Genomic DNA, 20,843 nt, shown 5'->3' with positions numbered 1-20,843 from the left:
CCTCTTTGGGTTTTATTCACTATCGAAATAGTCAGCGTAGTCAGTATAAACCTTGTCTCCCAGTCGTGAGAGTCCGCTATTTAGATGATCAGTAAAAGCGTTATCAATTTCTTCGTAATCTCTATTTTTCACTATTTCAACAATTCTGCAGTGATCGTCATAAATAGATTGAAAGTTTTTTATAGCAACAATGTCTAGCATTCTAAATCGCGTATAGTGCACTTGTAATTTTTGAATTTGCTCCCATATCTTAATTTTATTAGTTGCATTGAACCAGATGGCATGAAACTCTCCGTCGAGTTTGTAGAAATCTTCCGCAGTAAAGTCAGTTTCAAGTAAAGAGGCCTGTTTCTGAAGGCTTGCTTCTAGCTTATATATTTTTTCAGAATCTAGATGTTTAATAAAATCGGTTATGACCGATATTTCTAATACTTTTCTCATGTAGATAAATTGCTTAATAGTGTCCATAGACAGCAATGTGACATAATTTGCTTTATAAGGGATGCTGATGACTAAGCCATCATTTTTTAATCGTTGAAGCACGTCACGACTTGGAGTTCTTGAAATGTTGTATTTTTCACAAATGTCTTGTTCGGTGATAACTTGTCCTGGTTTCATGGTTAAATTAAGTATGTCTTTTGATACTCTTCGATATGCTTCTTCTGGTTTTGTAGCAGTTTCATAACTTTTATAGCTTGACATATCTTGCTCCACTTAAAATTCAATGTTGCATTTTGATAGATGCGAACTAGTCTATTGATTTTTAGTTTTACTTCTGATGTTTTTTGACAGTTTCAATTTCCGAATAACGGGTATTAAGGTTGTTAGTGCTACTAAGATGATGAAAAAAACTGAAATTGGCCGTGTGAAAAATATTGAAAAATCCCCACTAGATAATATTAATGACTGCCTTAAAGACTCTTCGACTTTAGGTCCTAGAATTAAAGCTATAACCATAGGAGCAGGTGGGTATCCATTTTTAAGCATTAAATAGCCAACAACACCAAAAAATAAACTAACCCCAACACCGGTCAAGGTGCCTGTTATCGCGTATCCACCAATTATACAAAATGCCAATACGACAGGGTAAAGTATTGAATTAGGTATTTTAAGTAAGCTTATAGCCCATTTTGAAGCCATGAATCCTAAAAACAACATAATTATATTAATAATAAAAAATCCCAAGAAAACAGTATAAATTAGCTCTCCTTGAAACCTAAATAAATCGGGGCCAGGCGTTAAGCCATGAATCATCAAAGCGCCTAGAAAAATAGCCGCTGAGGAGGTCCCAGGAATGCCAAGTGTAAATGTGGGTATTAGAGACCCGCCCGTAATTCCATTGTTGGAGGACTCAGAAGCCATAAGTCCTTCATAACTACCTTTACCAAATAATTCGGGATTTTTAGACGCACGTTTTGCTTCATCATAGGCAATGAATGAAGCCACACTGCCACCGGTTCCTGGAATAGCCCCAACGCCTACGCCTATTAAAGAAGACTTCATTAGCAGCATTTTGTGCTTTAGTAAAAGTTTCCATGATACTTCAGATGTTTTTGATGAGGACTCAGGTATTTCCGGAATAAATATCTTATTGCGTTTTTCTATTTGATGAAAAACTTCCGCTATTGCAAATAAGCCAATACATGCGGGAATAACACCTAAGCCAGCATTTAAAAAGTTCATTCCAAAACTGAAACGCGGTACGCCTGAGACAAGATCAATTCCAACAGTGGCGAATAACAAACCGGCTGCAGCTGATATTAATCCTTTGATAGGAGAGCTGCCGCTAACTCTCGCAATAACAGTTAACCCTAAAAATGTTAGTGCAAACATTTCAGGAGGGCCAAATTTCAAGGCTATTTTGGCTAGCTGTGGAGAAAGCAATATTAGGAAAACGCCACTTATTAAACCGCCTATCACAGAAGCATATAATGCTAAACGTAATGCTTCTGCAGCTTTTCCTTGGTTTGTCAATGGGTAACCATCCCAAGCCGTAGTAACTGAAGAGGGTGTTCCGGGTGTGTTGATTAATATAGCAGTGATTGCTCCGGCGTATGTTCCCGCACAATAAACGCCTGTGAGAAGTATAATGCCAGATAAAGAGTCCAAACCAAAAGTAAATGGAAGAACAAGCGCAACACCCAATGTGACTGTTAGACCTGGCATTGCTCCAATAAAAAGACCAATTGCAACGCCTGTGCACATAAGCAATAGCATGTCTAATGCAAAGAGTTGGGCCATGCCATGTAAAAGGTAATCTAGTAACATGATGCAAACCTCTTAATTAAAAAAAGATACCAGTGGGGAGTGTTCGCCCTAAAAACGTTGTGAATATATAATTCAATAGCACACTAGTGATTACCGGTACCAAAGTAAGCTGCAATATCTTTCTGTTTCCCATTACCATCATTACAAAGACTAGAAGAATAATCATTGAAATTATAAATCCTAGAAATGGTACAAGCAGAATCCATAACACAATGCTGAGAAAGGTAATGCAGACTCTTAATATGTTTGAATATTTAGATTTTATATCGGTGTTACTCTCTTTTTCTTTTTTTCTATTTATGATTATCATTTCTAGAAAGCTTAGAAAAATAATGCTGAAAGATAAAAGATAGGGCAGCGTGCGAGCATCTATTCCAGAAAGATTACTACCTCGCATATGGCTTAAATCTATCTGAAATGGCACTAAAATGAATATAGCCAGTCCTATTAATGCAGTGCATATACTTGGAGCATATTTATAAAGAGTAGCGAGCATGTTTTCACCATTTATAATTATTGCATATATATGGGAGATTTGAATTGATATTCGAATCTCCCATTGGTTATGGCTAGTTAATAAGTTGGTTGAATAGTTCGTAATCTCTCCGATTTTTGGCCATGATTTCTTCGCCATCTCTAACGATTAATTGCTGACCTCTTTCATCAACGAATGTTTTAAATTCTTCGCTATTCGCTGCTTCCATTACTGCAGATTCAAGCGTAGTAATAATGTCGTCTGGTACATCACTTGGAGCAAGCACGAAGAATTCGACACCAAGAGAAATATCATAACCTTTCTCTTTAAAAGTCGGTACGTCTGGAAGGTGGTCTAAGCGCTCATCGGCTGCAGCAGCTAAAACCCTGATTTCACCTGAGTTTATATATGGCACCATTGCGCCAGCCGTTCCGCCTATAGCATCGACATGACCTCCTAATAAGGCCGTAATTGCCGCCGCACCGCCATCAAAAGGAATATCTCTCGTTTCTAAATCAGTTTGGTCAAAGAATGATTCTAAAAATATTTGTGCAACGCCGCCAACACCTGAATGGCCTCGGTTAATTACGGTATCTGTATTCTCCTCTTCAAGCAGATCATCTAATGTTTCCCAGGATGAATCAGAACGTACAGCTAATACGCTTGCATCATATGAAACTCCCGCGATGCCTTTAAAGTCATCCAAACTATATTCCACACTTCTTAAGTTCGGCTGCACGGCAATGGGATCAGTAGGAGCGAAAAAGATCGTGTAGCCATCTGGTTTGGCAGATGCAGCAACCGTCGAACCGATTGTACCGGAGGCGCCAGCAATATTTTCAACATTAAACGGTTGGTTTAAGATTTCTCCGACTTCTTTCATTAGAACTCGTGAAGTCAAATCATTTGAGCCACCAGCCCCATAAGCTACGATCACCTTAACTGGGCGATCTGGATAGGCCTCCTCAGCATTAGATTTTTCCGAGTATCCTGTTAATAAAAAGCTTGAGCCTATTGCGACGCTTAATAATGCAATTGATTTTTTGTTCATTGTTTTACTCCTCATTTTTGGTTGTTTTGTTTAGTACTAATTATGGGAACTATTTTTATATTTTATATTTATTGTATACAACGTATACAATCCACACAGACACTATAGATCACAATTTCAGAAAAAAGCAATAATTTTCCGAATGAGATTGATGTTCTCTTAGATAAGTCAGCTTGAAATGCTATAAGTTATTGCTTTTTAAATATAAAAAATGAAATCCTTGATTTTCGAATCAATGGCGGTGATGGAAATATTAGGGCGGCGGTAGAGCCGCCCATTTCATTACGAGTAGGGTATCACCCCTCAATCCATACCTCGTCGTCTTTAAACTCAATCTTCCAGGTACGTAGCTTAACGCTCTCATCTTCCAGGCACTGGCCGTCTGCGAGTCGAAAGTGCTGTTTATAAACGGGTGATGCAACCACCGTGGCACCTTTTAGGTCACCGACGATGCCGCGGGCGATCACGTTGGCGCTAGAGAAAGGGTCGTGATGGTCAAGGGCGTAAAGCTCGGTGGAGTGGTCAGGTAGCGATGGCGTGTCTGGACCGACGGGTAAATAGAAAATAGCCACCTGGGCCGGGCCTTCGGCGGTTTCAAGCCAGGCAGCGACGCCGGAGAATGCGACCAGGTCGGCTTTGGTACAAACCTTTTGCCATGCCTCCGTGTGTTGGGTATCCACGCTATCCATCTCTTTTTTCAGTGCTGTTGCGGTCATGAGCTACCTCGTTATGTTTTTGTATAGCGTTTATGCAGGACGTAGCTGGCCGCGCTCGGAGGTCATAATGATCGACGGATCCGGGCGGTCGTCGTTGACGAAGCTGCGGAAGCGCTTGAGCTTCTCCGGGTCGCTAATCGCGTCAGCCCATTCACACTGGTAGGTATCCACCACACTTTGCATCTGGCGTTCCAGCTCGTCGTTGATGCCTAGGCTGTCTTCCAGAATCACCTCTTTGAGGTACTCCAGGCCGCCGTCGAGATTTTCCCGCCATACCGAGGTGCGCTGTAGCCGGTCGGCGGTGCGCACGTAAAACATCAGGAAGCGGTCAATGGTGCGGTAGAGCTGCTCGTCGTCGAGATCGGTAGCGAACAGTTCGGCGTGGCGGGGGCGCATGCCGCCGTTACCGCAAACGTAGAGGTTCCAGCCGTTTTCGGTGGCGATAATGCCGATATCTTTGCTCTGGGCTTCGGCGCATTCGCGGGTACAGCCGGAAACGCCGAACTTGATTTTGTGCGGTGAGCGCAGGCCCTTATAGCGGTTCTCCAATTGAATCGCCATGCCGACGCTGTCCTGCACGCCGTAGCGGCACCAGGTGCTACCCACGCAGGATTTCACTGTGCGCAGCGACTTGCCGTAGGCGTGGCCGGTCTCGAAGCCTGCAGCAATCAGCTCGCTCCAGATATCTGGCAGGTCTTCCAGGCGGGCGCCGAACAGGTCGATGCGTTGGCCGCCAGTCACTTTGGAGTAGAGACTGTATTTTTTGGCTACCTCACCCAGCACGATGAGTTTGTCTGGGGTGATTTCGCCACCGGCCACACGCGGCACTACCGAGTAGGTGCCGTTCTTCTGCATGTTGGCCATAAAGGTGTCGTTGGTGTCCTGCAAGGGAATATGCGCCGCGTCGGTGATCGGCTCGTTAAAGCAGGATGCCAGAATGGACGCCACGGCGGGTTTGCAGATATCGCAGCCCAGGCAGTGGGTGTCCTGATTGCCGTGTTTGGCGATCAACTCGCTGAAGGTTTTGATGCCTTCCACACGCACAATGTCGTAAAGCTCCTGGCGGGTATGGGCGAAGTGCTCGCAAATCGATTTGTCGACTTCAACGCCGCGGGCTTCCAGCTCATGGTCGACTACACTTTTGAGTAGCGCCGTACAGCCACCGCAGCCGGTACTGGCTTTGGTATCGCCTTTCACCCCGCCTAGATCTATTGCACCCGCATCAATGGAGGCGCAAATATCGCCCTTTGAAACGTTATGGCAGGAGCAGATGGTGGCGGTTTCTGGGAGCGCCCCAGGGCCGAGCGTGGGCGCTGCGCCACTGCTTTGCGGCAGTATCAGCGAGGCGGGCTCATCGGGCAGCTCAATACCGTTGGAGTAGTACTGCAGCAGGGTGTCGTAAACGCCGTTGTCACCCACCAGCATGGCGCCGAGCAGCTTTTTACCATCGCTGGAGACCACCAGCTTGCGGTACTCCTGCTTGATGGGGTCAAGGTAGCGGAACATCCGCGCGCCGGGGTTCTGGTTGCCATGGGCGTCCCCGATTGAACCCACATCCACGCCGAGCAGTTTGAGCTTGGTGCTCATGTCGGCACCGCCAAACTGCGTATCGCCATCGGTCAGCGTTGAAAGGGCGGTTTTGGCCATTTGATAGCCGGGGGCGACCAGACCAAAAATACTCTGGTTCCACAGCGCCACCTCGCCAATCGCCAGGATGGCCGGGTCGCTGGTCAGGCATTGGTTATCCACCACCACGCCGCCGCGTTCGCCTATCTCCAGGCCGCAGTCACGGGCTAACTGGTCGCGAGGGCGGATGCCCGCGGAGAACACAATTAGGTCGGTTTCCAGCACTTTGTCGTCTTGGAAGACCATGCGGTGGCGGCTCGCCTCGCCATCTTCAATGCGCTGGGTGGCGCGCTCGGTGAGCACCTGTACGCCCAGGGCTTCAATTTTTTCGCGCAGTAGCTCGCCGCCTTCGTTATCCACCTGCATCGGCATTAGGCGTGAGGCAAATTCCACCACCGCCGTATCCAGATTCAAACCGCGCAGGGCGTTAGCCGCTTCCAAACCGAGCAAACCGCCGCCTACCACCACGCCGGTGGTCGCGTTTTCGGCGGCAGCACGGATATCGTCTAGGTCGTCCAGGGTGCGGTACACCAGGCAGCCATCGCGGTCGTTGCCGGGAATCGGCGGCACAAAGGGGAAAGAGCCGGTGGCCAAGACCACGCGATCGTAGGGGTAACGGCCCTGGTCGGTGACCACTTCTTGCTGGTCGCGGTCAATCTCAATCACGGCTTCGCCGGTGCGCAATTCCACACCGCTAACGGCGTAATAATCGGCCTCACAAAGCGCTAGCGATTCAGCATCGCGGCCGCTGAAGTATTCAGAAAGGTGCACCCGGTCGTAGGCGCGGTGGCGCTCTTCACCAAACACGGTAACTTGATAGCGCTCAAGGCCGCCGTTATCGACCAGCTGCTCGACCAAGTGGTGGCCGACCATACCATTACCAATAATGATTAACTGCTGTTGGGTAGACATGCTTAAGCCGCCTCCGACGTATTATGAGAAGAGTGTTTTGAAGAAGAGCATTTAGAAGAGTGCTGAGAAGAATCAGGGGTATGTTGAGATGCCGCTTCGCGAAGCACGTCGACATCCGCCGCACCAAACAGCAGGGCTTGGCGGTAAGCGTTAAGATCGCTACCCGCAAGCGCCTGTTCGAAGTACCAGGGGCCCTGGCTGGTGTCGCCGTAAAGTACCGCGCCCTCTATCTGGCCATCGCGTAGCAGCAGGCGGCGGTAGTCGCCGCGCTCAAGGTCGTGGTAATCCAACACGTCATGCTCGGCGCTGGCCTCGGTGGGGCCAAAGGCAAAGAGCGCTACGCCGCTGATTTTAAGTTTGGTGGCGCTGGGGGCATCCGCGTAGCCTTGGGTAGCCATGCCGCACAGCGTTGCGGCAAGCACCTCTACCTGGCGCCAGATCGGTTCCACCAGGCCGTAGGTAGTACCCTCAAACTGGCAGCACTCGCCGAGGGCGGAGATTGCCGGGTCAGAGGTGGTTAGAAACTCATCTACAACAATGGCGCGCTCGGTGGCCAGGCCCGCTTGGCGACCCAGCTCTGCATTCGGGGTAATGCCCGCGGCAACGATCACGCTGGAGGCGTTCAACTGGCTGCCATCGGCAAGATGCAGCTTGGCGACCCGACCCCGTTTATCTCCCTCCAGACGCGCTAACTGCGCACCGGTGATGATGTTCAAGCCGCGTTGCGTGAGGGTGTCTTTGAGTAGATGCGCGGCGGTCACATCCAACTGGCGGTTCATCAGCCGCTCGCTGCGCTGGAGCACGCTCACCTTGATACCATTACCGCGCTTACGCAGCCCTTCAGCGGCTTCAAGACCCAGCAGGCCGCCACCAATAACGACAGCGTCGCCGCCGCTGTGAGCAATTGCCTCAAGTGCTTCGGCGTCTTGCAGGTCGCGAAAGCCGTGTATGCCCTCAAGCTCAATGCCGGGAACGTCGGGCAGCGCTGGGCGCGAGCCGGTGGCGATGACCAAATGATCGTAATCAAGCGATTGGCCGCTATCGGTGGTCAACGTTTGGTGTGTGCGGTCAAGCGTCTCGACCTTTTCGCCCAGTATCAGGGTAATGCCTTGATCGGCGTACCATGCGGTGTCGCGCAGGGTAAGCGCGTCTTGCTGCATCTCACCAGCCAGCAGTGGCGAAAGCAGAATACGGTTATAGGCAGGGGTTGGCTCGGCGCCAATCACCGTGATGCGCTGGGGGCGTGTGGGCTGTTTGACCAGCGCCTCGATGAGGCGGTGGCTGGCCATCCCATTGCCAATAATCACTAGATGGTCGTGGGGTGAGCACCGGGAAGTGGTTTCCATGGGTGGCTCCTCTTGTCGTTGCGGCTGCTTGAGCACCAAACAAAAAAAACGCCCCTGTCGCGCCCTCTGTTCTGCAATTTGCAGAAGGAGAGCACAGCAGGGGCGTCGTTGCCCGATAGCGCTATTTAAAAGCGTATGTTTTAAACCTGCGACAACCGCCATTGGCTGTCAGCTGATTAAAAACCTTACCCAGTAACAAGCAAGGAACTAGCCAACTGGCCGTCTGGAATATTTTTTTAAATAACTTCAGATGTTTAGATGTAGATGGTGGATAAGCACTGGCACGGCTCTTCGCATAGGCTGCACAGTGATGGTGCGAAAAGGGTGGTGGCGTGCACTCTCGCACACCATTCAGCGAGTGAAAGGTATTAAAACAAGTGCCAAAAAGCGTGCTACGTCGCCATCTACTTATTTTTAAGTGACTGTTTATAAAAAATAAATTTTCAAGAGGGCGTGCTTAGGCTTGGCTTTTGCAACTTCTAGGCAACAAGTGAGTTAACAAGGGATAAGCGCTCATTGCTAGGCGATGGCTGCGAACAATTCCAAAGCCGTTCGAAAAACAACTCGCCGTTAGAAAATGTGTAGCTGAAATTAAAGTAAATTTTGCACCGACGAAGGTGCGCTGTGGCAACGACGTCCAGCCCTCTTCTCTTAATGCGTTTATATAGCGCCTTAGAGAAAGGGACTGGGCGTTTTTTTATGCGCGGCGTTTAGCAACCCGAGGAGTAGCTATGACTCAGGCCAAAACGACTTGCCCCTATTGCGGCGTTGGCTGTGGCGTGACGGCGACCGTTGAAGCGGGCACGCTAAGCGCTGTCGAGGGCGACCGCGAGCATCCGGCCAACTTCGGGCGGCTGTGCGTCAAAGGTTCTGCGCTGCATGAAACCTTGGGTGAGCAAGGTCGCTTGATACATCCTCGGGTGGATGGTGTCGACGTTTCTTGGGACTCTGCGTTAAGCGCCACTGCTGAGCGTATAAACACCCTGCGCACTGAACATGGTAGCCACAGCGTGGCGGCGTACCTCTCTGGACAACTGCTCACCGAAGATTACTACGTGGCCAATAAGCTATTTAAAGGCTTTTTGGGCACACCCCATTTGGATACCAACTCGCGGCTGTGCATGGCCTCCGCGGTGGTTGGCTACAAACGCGCCTTCGGTGCCGATGCGGTGCCCTGTAACTACGAGGATTTGGAAGAGGCGGAGCTGGTCGTGCTGGTGGGATCCAACCTGGCTTGGAATCACCCGGTGCTCTACCAGCGCATTAAAGTCGCTAAAGAGCGCAATCCGCTGATGCGTCTGGTAGTGATCGACCCGCGGGTGACCGACAGCTGCGAAATCGCCGACCTTTACCTGGGCATAAAACCGGGCAGCGATGCCTATCTATTTAATGGCCTGCTGACGTGGATGGCAAAGCGCCGCAAGCTCGATGCTCTCTACCTTGAGCGCCACACCGAAGGCATTGACGAGGCCCTGGAAGCCGCGCAGCAAACCGCAGGCTCGGTGGCCGAGGTAGCGGCGGCCTGTGATGTTGACCCTGAGCGGCTGGAAACCTTCTATTACTGGTTCGCCAGCCAACTGCATGTGGTTACCCTCTACTCCCAGGGCGTTAACCAATCCGCCAGCGGTACCGATAAGTGCAACGCGATTATTAACTGCCACCTGGCCGGCGGCAAAATCGGCCTGCCGGGGGCTGGGCCGTTCTCGATTACCGGCCAGCCCAATGCCATGGGCGGCCGTGAAGTGGGCGGGTTGGCTAATCAGTTAGCTGCGCATATGGATTACCACACCCCAGGCGCCCTCGATCTGGTCAGCCGCTTCTGGGCTACCGACAGCCTGACGCCAAGTCTGCCGGAAGAACCGGGTTACAAAGCCGTGGAGCTGTTTGAAGCCATTGAGCGCGGCGAGATAAAAGCGCTGTGGGTGATGGCCACCAACCCCGCCATCAGCCTGCCCGATGCCGCACGAGTGCGTGCCGCGTTGGAGAAGTGCCCGCTGGTGATCGTTTCCGAGTGCGCGGCCCATACCGACCTGTTGCCCTACGCCGATATCGTGTTGCCCGCCTCGGGTTGGTCAGAAAAAGATGGCACCGTGACTAACTCCGAGCGGCGTATTTCTCGCCAGCGGGGCATGCTGCCACCCCCCGGCGAGGCTCGCCACGACTGGTGGATAATGTGCGAGGTGGCGAAACGATTGGGCTTTGCCGAGGCGTTTGACTACACCCACCCCTGGGAGATTTTCGACGAGCACGCCCGGCTCTCGGGGTTTGAAAATAACGGTTCGACTGACAGCCCAAAACGGCTGTTTGATATTTCGGGTTTGGGGGGCCTGGGCCGGGATGGCTATGACGCCTTGGCACCCATCCAATGGCCGGTCACAAAGGCCGCTCCCCATGGTACGGCACGGCTGTTTGAGGATGGCGAATTTGCCACCGCCAATGGTCGCGCCAAGCTGCTGGCGATCCATCCCCAGGGGCCTGAAAAGAGCCTTAGTGCTGCCTATCCGCTGCGTCTGAATACCGGCCGGATTCGTGATCAGTGGCACACCATGACCCGCACCGCGCGCTCACCGCGGCTAATGAATCATCGCGCCGAACCCTTTATGGACGTGCACCCGGACGATGCCCATAGCGCCGGTGTCACCGATCAGGGGGTGGCAGTGCTAACCGCCGCGAAGGGCGAATTTCGCGCTCGGGTGCGGGTATCCAATGCCCAGCGTCGCGGCGAGATCTTTGTACCCATCCACTGGACTGACTGCTTTACCCAGCAGGCCAGAAGCAGCGCGCTGATCGACAGCATTACCGATCCGCTCTCTGGGCAACCGGAATCGAAGCACGGCGCCGTGGCGCTGGCGCCTCTTGCGACCGATTGGCAGGCCACTCTGCTGGTCGCCGATGGAGTAACGGAATCAACGCCGTGGTGCACCAGTGCCTACTGGACACGTATTCCCATGCGCGGCTGCCAGCGTTGGCAGCTTGCCCATACGCAGTCGGTTAATGACTGGTTGGCGCAGCTTAAAACGTGGCTGCCCGGCGATGTATCGGTCGTCAGCCAAGACCCGACTAACGGACGGCTGCGCGCCGCCTGCGTGGAAAACGATCAACTGCGCTGGTGGCTGATGGTTGGCCCGCCCAAAGAGCTGCCAGGGTTAGCGTGGCTGGATGCGCGTTTTAATGACTCGTCGCTGAGCGATAGCCACCGTCGCCGACTACTGGCGGGCTGCGACGACGGCGCTGCGGATACTGGCCCTGTCGTGTGTAGCTGCCATCAAGTGGGCCAAACCACTATTGCCAACGCTATCCGCGAGGGCGATACCACTGTTGAGGCGCTAGGTGCCAGGCTCGCCTGCGGCACCCAGTGCGGTAGCTGTATTCCCGAATTGAAATCACTTATTGAAGAGGAGCGGCCCAATGCCCGCACTAAGCAACCCCTTGCTACAGAAGTGGTTTAACGCCTTTATGCGTTTGTCTCACCGCGCGCTGACGCCGTTGGTTCAGCATGGGGCTGACATACGTTTGCCACTGCGTGGCGAGTGCCGCTCCGGGCAGGTTTACCTGGTCGGTGCAGGCAGCGGCGATGCTGAGCTGCTAACCCTCAAGGCTGCACGCTTACTTATGCAGGCGGACGCGGTGGTGTATGACCGCTTGGTAGGCGATGACGTGCTAGCGCTGATTCCTAGCAGCAGCGAGCGCTACTACGTTGGCAAAGCCCGCGGTCATCACAGCGTACCGCAAGCTGAGATTGGCGAGCTGATGGTAAAACTCGCCGGCGAAGGAAAATCGGTGGTGCGCCTGAAAGGCGGTGACCCGGCGGTATTTGCACGGATGGGCGAAGAGTTGGATGCCCTGGCTGCCGCCCAGGTGCCCGCTGCTATCGTACCGGGGATTACCGCCGCCTCTGCCGCTGCTGCGTGTATGGGCATTCCGCTCACCGATCGCGGCCATGCCCAGCAGCTGCGCTTTGTGACTGCCCAGCTATGTCGCGAAGACGGCACCCCGGATTGGGAGACGCTTGCGCGCAAGGATGAAACCCTGGTGTTTTATATGGGGCTTTCCAAGGTCGACGCGATTTGCCACGGCCTGCGCCAGGCGGGCCTGCCGGATGAGTGGCCGATCATGCTGGTGGCCAACGCCAGTCAGCGCGAGCAGCAGTCGCTGGTGGGCACGCTTGCGGATATGCCCGAGAAGCTTGCCGCATCCCCCTTGCCGTCCCCCTGCTTGATTGTGGTGGGCAGCGTTGTTCAGCGAGTCGCCACCACACCTGCTGTAAAAATCCCTGATGTTTGCGCTGCACCTCTCATCTGACCCCGAAACTCACAACAAAGGAAACGCTCTCTATGTCCTACTTATTGCCTGCCGAATTTGCCACCAAGATGGTCGATGCTGGCGAAGCCAAGCTGCATATGTCTACCCGCGATACGCTGATTCGCGCTTTTATGGCGGGGGCCATTTTGGCCATCGCGGCGGTGTTTGCGGTGACCGTGGCGGTGCAAACCGGCTACCCGATTATCGGCGCCATCCTATTTCCCGTGGGTTTCTCGATTCTTTACCTGATGGGGTTTGATCTGTTGACCGGGGTGTTTGTGTTAACCCCGCTGGCGTGGCTGGATAAGCGACCGGGCGTGACGATTCCGCGTATTCTCAAGCACTGGGGTATTGTGTTTGTGGGGAATTTTGGTGGGGCATTAACGGTCGCTTTTCTAATGGCGATTGTGTTTACCTACGGCTTTAGCACCGCACCTAGCGAAGTAGGGCGGGTGATTGGTGAAGTAGGCGAAGGGCGCACCGTGGGGTACAAGGAGTATGGTGCCGGCGGCATGGCGACGATTTTTATTCGCGGCATACTGTGTAATTGGATGGTCTCGCTTGGCGTGGTGGGTGCAATGATTTCAACCACGGTGAGCGGCAAGGTGATTGCCATGTGGATGCCGATTATGCTGTTCTTCGGCATGGGCTTTGAGCACTCGGTGGTCAACATGTTCCTGTTCCCCTCGGGGCTGATGATGGGCGGTAATTTCTCGATTATGGATTACCTGATCTGGAACGAAATACCGGTAGTGTTGGGTAACTTAATCGGTGGTTTGGCATTAACCGGCCTGACGCTCTACACCACCCACGTACGTACCGCGCCGCAAAAAGCCCTATGATTTGATAGGCAGTAGTTTGTCATTAACCAAGCCTTCGCTCCGGCGGAGGCTTTTTTTAGGGGAAGCATAATGGCAGCGCTGACCATTTCGCTCGGCCAGCACTCTGATAAAGGGCGCAAGCCAAGCAACCAGGATTTCTATGGCGCTTACCTGCCCAGCGAACCCCTGCGCGCCACCAAGGGCATTGCGATCGCGTTGGCAGATGGTATTAGTAGCAGCGAAGTGAGCCGCGAGGCCAGCGAGGCTGCAGTAGGTGGCTTCTTGACGGACTACTACGCTACCCCAGCAACGTGGGCGGTTAAAACCTCCGCCCAGCGGGTACTGCAGGCCACCAATGCGTGGCTTTACGCCCAAACCCGCCAAAGCCAGTACCGCTATAACCTTGATCGCGGCTATGTGTGTACTCTGAGTGCGATGGTGATTAAATCCACCACCGCGCACCTGTTTCATGTGGGCGATAGCCGTATCTATCAGCTTTCCGGTAATATGCTGGAGCCGTTGACCGAGGATCACCGCTTCTGGGCCTCGCGGGAGGTCAGTCATTTAAGCCGTGCCATGGGAGCTGGTCAGCACCTGGAGTTGGATTACCGCGCGGTATCGTTAAATGCAGGTGATGTGTTTCTACTCGCCACCGATGGCATTTATGAGTGGCTGACTGACGCCGAAATGGCTGCGCTGATTTATGCCCACTGGGGGGATCTGGACGCGGCAGCTGAGGCACTGATCGCCGCCGCCCTCGACAATGGCAGCGATGACAACCTCACCGCACAGATTGTGCGCATTGATAGCCTGCCAGAGCGCCATTCCAATGAGCTTTACGCGGCGCTTGGCGCGTTACCGCAGCCGCCTGAGTTGCGCGAGGGGAGCGAGCTGGATGGCTATCGCATTGTGCGTCAACTGCATGCCAGCAGCCGTAGCCATGTGTTTCTGGCAGAAGAAGTAGAGAGCGGTGAGCAAGTAGCGCTGAAAACGCTTTCGACCGAGCTCAGCCAAGACCCGGCAAGCATCGAGCGGTTTGTGCGTGAGGAGTGGATTGCCCGGCGCATCGATAATCAGCATGTGCTCAATGCCCCCGCTCAAGAGCGCCCTCGCAACTCCCTTTACACCGTGTTGGCGTATATCGAAGGGCAAACACTGACCCAATGGATGTGCGATCATCCCCAAGCTGAATTGGCCAGCGTACGCCCCATCGTCGAGCAGATCGCCAAGGGGTTGCGCGCCTTTCATCGCCTGGAAATGCTGCACCAGGATTTGCGCCCCGACAACGTCATGATCGACAGCCATGGCACGGTGAAGCTGATCGACTTTGGTGCCGCCAAGGTGGCGGGCATTGCCGAAGAGGTAACCGAGAGCGACGATATCCTCGGTACCGCCCAGTACACCGCGCCGGAGTATTTTCTGGGTGAAGGTGGGTCGCCCCGTTCGGATCAATACTCCCTGGCGGTGATTACCTACCAAATGCTAACCGGCACGCTGCCCTACGGCACTGAGGTGGCCAAAACCCGTACCCGGGCAGCGCAGCATAAGCTTGCCTATCAGTCAGCGCTTAGTGAAAACCGCGAACTGCCCGCCTGGGTGGATGAGGTGCTCAAAAAGGCGCTGCATCCCAGCCCCCATAAACGTTTCCCGGCGCTTTCGGAATTTATCTTCGAGCTACGCTCGCCAAGCTCAGAACTGCTTAAACGCGCACAGTTACCGCTGATAGAGCGTGACCCAGTACTATTCTGGAAGGGCGTGTCGCTAGTCTTGATGCTAGTGGTGATCTTCCTGTTAGTGCGTTAACAGCACTGAGGTTAAGCAAGAAACAACAAACAGTAAAACCACAAAAACGGGGTTGAAGTGGGGCGGATACCACCCCATATTAGTTAACACGCTATCAATAGAAAAGGATGTTAATGATGCAAACTGTGATACCTAACCCCGGTTTTGGTACTTTTCGCCTGGAAGGCGATACACTCAAGCAGAGTATTCACGCAGCGCTTGAGGCCGGGTACCGTCATATCGACACGGCACAGTTTTACGGCAATGAAGCAGGCGTAGGTGAAGCGATTCGTGATAGTGACGTGCACCGCAGCGATATTTTTCTCACCACCAAGGTGTGGTTTGACAACCTGGAGCCTACAAAGCTGAAGGCCAGCGTAGACGAAAGTCTTGAGAAGCTGGGCACCGGTTACGTTGACCTGCTGTTGATCCACTGGCCATCGCCAGAGAATAAAGTGCCAATGGCAGATTATTTGACCGCCCTTAAGGAAGTCAAAGCTGAAGGTAAGGCGCACCATATTGGTATTTCCAACTTTACCTGCGATCAGGTGGACGAGGCGATCAGCATTCTAGGCAAAGGTGAAATCCTGACCAACCAGATCGAGGTTCACCCTTTCCTTCAGAACCGCAGACTCGTCGAGCACTGCGAGAAGCAAGGTATTCAAGTCACCGCCTTTATGCCGCTGGCAGTGGGCAAGGTAATGGAAGATTCGACTCTCAAGCAGATTGCCGAGGCGCATAACGTCACACCTGCGCAAATTACTCTTGCCTGGGTGAAGCAGCGTGATATGACCACCATTCCGTCTTCCACCAAGGCGCGCAACATTCAAAGCAACATTGCTGCTTTTGATTTGGTGTTAAGCGACAGTGAAATGGCCGATATTGCCATGCTGGATCGCCAAGAGCGTATTGCCAATCCCGACTTTGCACCGGCCTGGGATGAGTAAACAGTGTGCTTAACCCGAATATTGAACATTAATAAGTGAACGCTAAACGTTAGCGTCTGTCATAGCGGTGCCTGCTTTTTTACAGGCACCTAATCAATGGAGAAAGTGAATGAAACAGCGCAAGATTAAAGACAATGCGTTAAAAGCGCAGCTGCGAACGCCGATGTTTAAAATGCAGCAGCAAACGCCGAAAAAAGGCAAAGGTAGCTACTCCCGTAAAGGACGCAACTCTTTGGGAGGGCATCGCCAAGCCGCTTAATCCAGCGTTTTGGCGATGCCTTCCCCAGGCATCTCTGCGCAGTATCCCCCATGCTGCGCAGATTCCCATCAGTTTGGCCGATCCAATGGATCGGCTTTTTTTCATTGTGCGCTACGTTTGGCGCGCAACTGAAAACGCCCCGGTCACTTCCTGTGACCGGGGCGTTGGCTACGCCAGACTACTCCCACAATGTGGACATTTTTCGTAGGCATCGCGGGTTTCAGCCTGATGACGCTGGTTGCGTTGGCTTGGCTCTTCTACACCGTGAATAGATACCAGTTGACCCTGCTCCCAGCGTAAGCCGATATCTTTCAACAGATGGGGATCGTGAAAGCGCGGATCTTGGTAAAGGCGGTGCTGCGTGCGCGAGTGTTTTAATGCGTTGAGTAGCTTGCGAGTAATGGTTGCAATTGCCATGGGATCGGTCTCCTGGGTTAGGAGGCCGGGCAATATCGCGATCAGGGAGTATCAAAGGTAATGATAAAACAACATGGCCGCGACACCTGCCGCGGCCAGTTTTCTCTCTATATTACTGGCACGCGACAACAATAAGCTGATACCGCATTATTAATAATGCGATGCAGCTTATTCATTCGTGTCGCGGGGATTTGCCAGCGCATGAGAAGGTCTCTGAGAAATAAACAAGAGCTACCTTTTAAAGGCAGCTCTTATCTTTTAACCGATGCTTATATGAGCGTCAACTGTTAATTAGCGATAACCTTTCGCCTGCAAGTGAAACAGTTTTGCATAGCGCCCGTTAGTCTCAAGTAGTTCTTCGTGGGTGCCGCGTTCAATGATATGCCCCTGGTCGATCACAAGAATAAGGTCGGCGCTGCGCACTGTAGAGAAACGATGAGAGATCAAAATCGCCATTTTATCGCGGCTGTGGTCGCGAAAGCGGGCAAACACAGCGGCTTCTGCAGCGGCGTCCATGGCGGCAGTCGGTTCATCGAGCACTAAAATATCTGCGTTTTCGCGCATATAGGCGCGGGAGAGGGCAATCTTCTGCCATTGTCCGCCAGACAGTTCCTGGCCATTTTTAAACCAGCGGCCAAGCTGGGTTTTATAGCCGCTCGCCATTGTTGCAATAAAGTCATCCGCCATGCCGTAACGCGCGGCCTGTTGCCAGCGCTGTTGATCGTCAAAGGCGTGAATATCACCCACCCCCAGATTTTCACCCACCTGCAGTTGATAGCGCACAAAATCTTGAAAGATCACGCCGGTTCGCTCGCGCAGCGCTTGGGTGCTCCAATCGCGCAGGTCGCTGCCATCTAACAGAATCCGTCCCTCGGTTGGGTGGTAGAGTCGTGTTAATAGCTTGATCAGCGTGGTCTTACCTGAACCGTTTTCGCCTACCAAGGCCAAGCTTTGGCCGGGGGAAAGGTGCAGCGAAATGTCGTGCAGAACCGGCTCTTGGAGAACAGGGTCACCGCCAGGATAAGAAAAACTAACGTGCTCAAAGCGCAGCCCATCCCCAGGCACTGCGCCCTGCGTTAGCGTGCCATTCTGAGCCTCAACCGGCTGCTCTAAATACTCGTAAAGATTGGAGAGATAGAGGTTGTCTTCGTACATGCCGCTAACGGCGGTAAGGCTGGCGGAAAGAGCGGCTTGGCCCTGTTTAAAGACCATTAAATACATGGTCATTTGGCCAAGGGTCAGCGCCCCGGCAATGGTCTCAATGACCACCCAGCCGTAGGCTAAGTAAAACGTTAAGGTGCCCAGCAAGCCAAGCAGAAACCCCCAGCTTTCCCGGCGAAGCGTTAAGCGGCGATCCTCCGCAAACAGCTGGGTAAAGATATCGCGGTAGCGCTTGAGAAAGAGGCCCTCAAGGCCAAATAGCTTGACCTCTTTAATGCTGTCTTCCCGTGCCAGCACCGTCTCTAAGTAGATCTGCATGCGGGTTTGCGGGGAGCGCCAACGGAACAGCCGAAAAGCTTCGCCTGAGAATTTGGCTTCCGAGATAAATACCGGCAGGGCGCCGACGACTAAGATCAGCAGCGCCCAAGGCGAGAACTGCACCAGTAGCACCCCGAAGCTGCCCAGCGAGATTGCATTCTGCAGCAGCCCAAAGGTTTTATTCACCAGCGCAAGCGGGCGTGTTGAGGCTTCGCGGCGTGCACGCGTAAGCTGGTCGTAAAGTTCTGAATCCTCAAATTGGCTGAGCGACAGCGTGCCCGCTTTTTCCAGTATCATCACGTTGACCTTCTGCCCGAGTAGCGCTCGCAGCAGTGATTGCTGGGCTGACAGGCCGCGCTGGGCGAGTGCTATGAGGGCGATGATCAATGCCTCAAAAGCTACCAGCTTAAGCACCGGCGTAATGGACACCAGCAGACTAGGATCAGTGGCTGCTTGATGCGTCTCCATGGCGCTCACCACGCCGTCGACAATCAGTTGGCCCACCCACGCTGCCACTGCGGGGAGTACGCCAGCGACCAAGGTGCACAGCGCCAGGCCAAGCATCATCCAGCGCGAGGTTTCCCACACCAAGCCAAGCGCGCGGCGGCTATAGCGGAAAACGCCAACAAATCCGCTCAATGGCGAAGAGGAAGTGGTTTCAGAAGAGGGCATAAAATGACGGGCGATTACCTAGTAAAAAGAGCTGTCATGATGCGGGGGGTTAGCGTGGATAGCCAGCCCAACCGCCGGTTGCCTTCAACGGCAACGCGGCGGAGAAATAGGGTCAGTATCAATACTTACCAGGGCAACATTTTACCAGGGAAGAACTGCCCCGTCGGTGCGCGGCTCGGTGCCGCCTTGCAGTACGCCCGTTTCAGGGTCGCGCAGAATGATTTGGCCGCGGCCAAAGCTAATCGAATCGGCGACTTTAACGATGTCATGGCCGCGGCGGGCCAGCGCCAGCGCTAAGTGGTTGGGGAAGTCGGCTTCGACTTCGATAGTTTTGCCTTTGGTCCACTTCCAGCGCGGCATATCAAGCGCCGCTTGCGGGTTGAGGTGATCCTCTAGCATGGCTGTGACTACCTGCACATGACCTTGGGGTTGCATGTAGCCACCCATCACCCCAAAAGGCCCAACGGCTTGGTTATCTTTGGTGATAAAGCCTGGGATGATGGTGTGGTAGGTGCGTTTGCCAGGCGCCAGCGCATTAGGATGCTGCGGATCGAGTGAGAACGACCAACCGCGATTTTGCAGGCTAATGCCAGTACCAGGCACCACCATGCCCGAACCAAAGCCTTTAAAGTTGCTTTGAATCAGTGACACCATATTGCCTTCGCTATCCGCCGTTGCCAGGTAGACCGTACCGCCTTTAATCGGATTGCCGTGGACGGGATCAACGGCCTGTTCGCCGATCAGCGCGGCGCGTGATTTCAAATACTCATCGTCAAGCATTTGATCAATGGTGGGGTGCATCGCGTCAAGATCGGTCACATGCGCGAAGCCATCGACGTAGGCCAGTTTGGTGGCTTCAATGCGGCGGTGCAGCGTTTCGACCTGGTCGCAGCCCTCTTCGCCCATGTGCTCAAGCATACCCAGCGCTTGCAGCACCACGATGCCGCTACCGTTGGGCGGGATTTCCCAAATATCGTGGCCTTTGTAGCGCACGCTGATCGGGTCAACCCACTCTGGCTGGTAAGCTGCTAGGTCCTCTTTGCGCAGCAGACCACCATGTTCACGGGAAAAGGCGTCAATCGCCTCGGCCAGTTCGCCTTCGTAAAATGCTTTGGCGTGGGTGTCGGCAATCGCTTTTAGGGTTTTTGCATGGCCTTCTGAGCGCCACAGTTCTCCAGCTTCCGGCGCACGCCCTTCAGGGGCGAAGGTATCAAACCAGGGCTTAAACGACGCTTGGCTGTAGGCGGAGTAGGTGGTGAAGGCTTCCTTCCACATTTGATGAATAACGGGAGAGACAGGGAGACCTTCATCGGCTAACGCAATGGCAGGTGCTAGCAGTTCTGCAAATGGCAGCTTGCCGAAGCGCTTGGACAGCGCTGCCCATGCAGCGGGTGCACCGGGTATTGTTACCGGTAGCATGCCGTGGTTTGGCACTGCGTCATGACCGAGTGCTTTCAGTGCTTCAATAGTAGCCGCTTGGGGAGCGGGGCCACTGGCATTTAAGCCATGCAATTTGCCGTCAACCCACACAATGGCAAAGGCGTCGCTGCCGATTCCATTAGAGGTCGGTTCAACCACGGTTAATGCGGCTGCCGTAGCAATGGCGGCGTCAATCGCATTACCGCCTTGCTGCAATATGCTAATGCCCACCTGGGCGGCTAGCGGCTGTGAAGTGGCCACCATGCCTCGTTTGCCAAACGCTGCCATTCGGCGCGAGGCGCTGGGGTAATAGAGTGCGTCTTGTTGCATACCAGATTCCTTTTAGGTGGT

General features: G+C 53.2%; 16 protein-coding genes. 6 read left to right on the top strand and 10 right to left on the bottom strand.

What is annotated here, in order from left to right; all coding sequences use genetic code 11:
- Positions 1-12: 12 nt before the first annotated feature.
- From QT230_RS03675 to QT230_RS03650, 7 genes are all read right to left on the bottom strand, one after another.
- Positions 13-702: a GntR family transcriptional regulator gene (locus QT230_RS03675; protein WP_308320179.1), complete on the bottom strand. Its 690-nt coding sequence runs from the start codon at positions 700-702 to the stop codon at positions 13-15.
- 51 nt (positions 703-753) lie between these two features.
- Entirely contained in the window at positions 754-2,268 is a 1,515-nt protein-coding gene (locus tag QT230_RS03670; RefSeq protein WP_308320177.1) for a tripartite tricarboxylate transporter permease, read from the bottom strand.
- Between the two features lie 16 nt (positions 2,269-2,284).
- Positions 2,285-2,764 carry a tripartite tricarboxylate transporter TctB family protein gene (locus tag QT230_RS20845; RefSeq protein ID WP_374694438.1) on the bottom strand — a complete coding sequence of 160 codons (480 nt, stop codon included), beginning with the start codon at positions 2,762-2,764 and terminating at the stop codon, positions 2,285-2,287.
- 73 nt (positions 2,765-2,837) lie between these two features.
- Positions 2,838-3,794, bottom strand: a complete 957-nt coding sequence (locus QT230_RS03665; protein WP_308320176.1) for a tripartite tricarboxylate transporter substrate binding protein — start codon at positions 3,792-3,794, stop codon at positions 2,838-2,840.
- Positions 3,795-4,090: 296 nt separating this feature from the next.
- A complete protein-coding gene (nirD, locus tag QT230_RS03660; protein WP_308320175.1) occupies positions 4,091-4,510 on the bottom strand; it encodes a nitrite reductase small subunit NirD in 420 nt (139 codons plus the stop codon).
- Positions 4,511-4,540: 30 nt separating this feature from the next.
- Entirely contained in the window at positions 4,541-7,048 is a 2,508-nt protein-coding gene (nirB, locus tag QT230_RS03655; RefSeq protein WP_308320173.1) for a nitrite reductase large subunit NirB, read from the bottom strand.
- Positions 7,049-7,050: 2 nt separating this feature from the next.
- Positions 7,051-8,394: an FAD-dependent oxidoreductase gene (locus tag QT230_RS03650; RefSeq protein WP_308320171.1), complete on the bottom strand. Its 1,344-nt coding sequence runs from the start codon at positions 8,392-8,394 to the stop codon at positions 7,051-7,053.
- A 731-nt stretch (positions 8,395-9,125) separates the two neighbouring features.
- Here QT230_RS03650 and QT230_RS03645 point away from each other — a divergent pair.
- From QT230_RS03645 to arfA, 6 genes are all read left to right on the top strand, one after another.
- Positions 9,126-11,843 carry a molybdopterin-dependent oxidoreductase gene (locus QT230_RS03645; protein WP_308320169.1) on the top strand — a complete coding sequence of 906 codons (2,718 nt, stop codon included), beginning with the start codon at positions 9,126-9,128 and terminating at the stop codon, positions 11,841-11,843.
- Entirely contained in the window at positions 11,803-12,696 is an 894-nt protein-coding gene (gene cobA, locus QT230_RS03640) for a uroporphyrinogen-III C-methyltransferase (RefSeq protein ID WP_308320167.1), read from the top strand. The genes QT230_RS03645 and cobA overlap by 41 nt, the downstream gene beginning before the upstream one ends.
- A gap of 32 nt (positions 12,697-12,728) precedes the next feature.
- Positions 12,729-13,538, top strand: a complete 810-nt coding sequence (locus QT230_RS03635) for a formate/nitrite transporter family protein (RefSeq protein ID WP_308320165.1) — start codon at positions 12,729-12,731, stop codon at positions 13,536-13,538.
- A 69-nt stretch (positions 13,539-13,607) separates the two neighbouring features.
- Positions 13,608-15,320: a bifunctional protein-serine/threonine kinase/phosphatase gene (locus QT230_RS03630; protein WP_308320164.1), complete on the top strand. Its 1,713-nt coding sequence runs from the start codon at positions 13,608-13,610 to the stop codon at positions 15,318-15,320.
- 107 nt (positions 15,321-15,427) lie between these two features.
- Positions 15,428-16,246 carry a 2,5-didehydrogluconate reductase DkgB gene (dkgB, locus tag QT230_RS03625; protein ID WP_308320162.1) on the top strand — a complete coding sequence of 273 codons (819 nt, stop codon included), beginning with the start codon at positions 15,428-15,430 and terminating at the stop codon, positions 16,244-16,246.
- Positions 16,247-16,355: 109 nt separating this feature from the next.
- The gene (gene arfA, locus QT230_RS03620) at positions 16,356-16,505 is read left to right on the top strand and encodes an alternative ribosome rescue factor ArfA (protein WP_008957724.1); all 150 of its coding nucleotides are present in this window, start codon (positions 16,356-16,358) and stop codon (positions 16,503-16,505) included.
- Between the two features lie 168 nt (positions 16,506-16,673).
- Here the strand turns inward: arfA and QT230_RS03615 are convergent, their stop codons facing one another.
- The 3 genes from QT230_RS03615 to QT230_RS03605 form a co-directional block, all read right to left on the bottom strand.
- The gene (locus QT230_RS03615) at positions 16,674-16,922 is read right to left on the bottom strand and encodes a hypothetical protein (RefSeq protein WP_308320154.1); all 249 of its coding nucleotides are present in this window, start codon (positions 16,920-16,922) and stop codon (positions 16,674-16,676) included.
- Between the two features lie 291 nt (positions 16,923-17,213).
- Positions 17,214-19,073 carry an ABC transporter ATP-binding protein gene (locus tag QT230_RS03610; RefSeq protein WP_308320151.1) on the bottom strand — a complete coding sequence of 620 codons (1,860 nt, stop codon included), beginning with the start codon at positions 19,071-19,073 and terminating at the stop codon, positions 17,214-17,216.
- 141 nt (positions 19,074-19,214) lie between these two features.
- Positions 19,215-20,822 carry a gamma-glutamyltransferase family protein gene (locus tag QT230_RS03605; protein WP_308320150.1) on the bottom strand — a complete coding sequence of 536 codons (1,608 nt, stop codon included), beginning with the start codon at positions 20,820-20,822 and terminating at the stop codon, positions 19,215-19,217.
- Between the last annotated feature and the right edge of the window lie 21 nt (positions 20,823-20,843).

Origin of the sequence: Halomonas sp. SpR8, assembly GCF_031010195.1 — a bacterium.
In the GTDB taxonomy this organism is placed as follows: Bacteria; Pseudomonadota; Gammaproteobacteria; order Pseudomonadales; family Halomonadaceae; genus Vreelandella.
The sequence above is the reverse complement of the archived record's forward strand: the minus strand, read 5'-3'. Positions and strand labels throughout refer to the sequence as shown.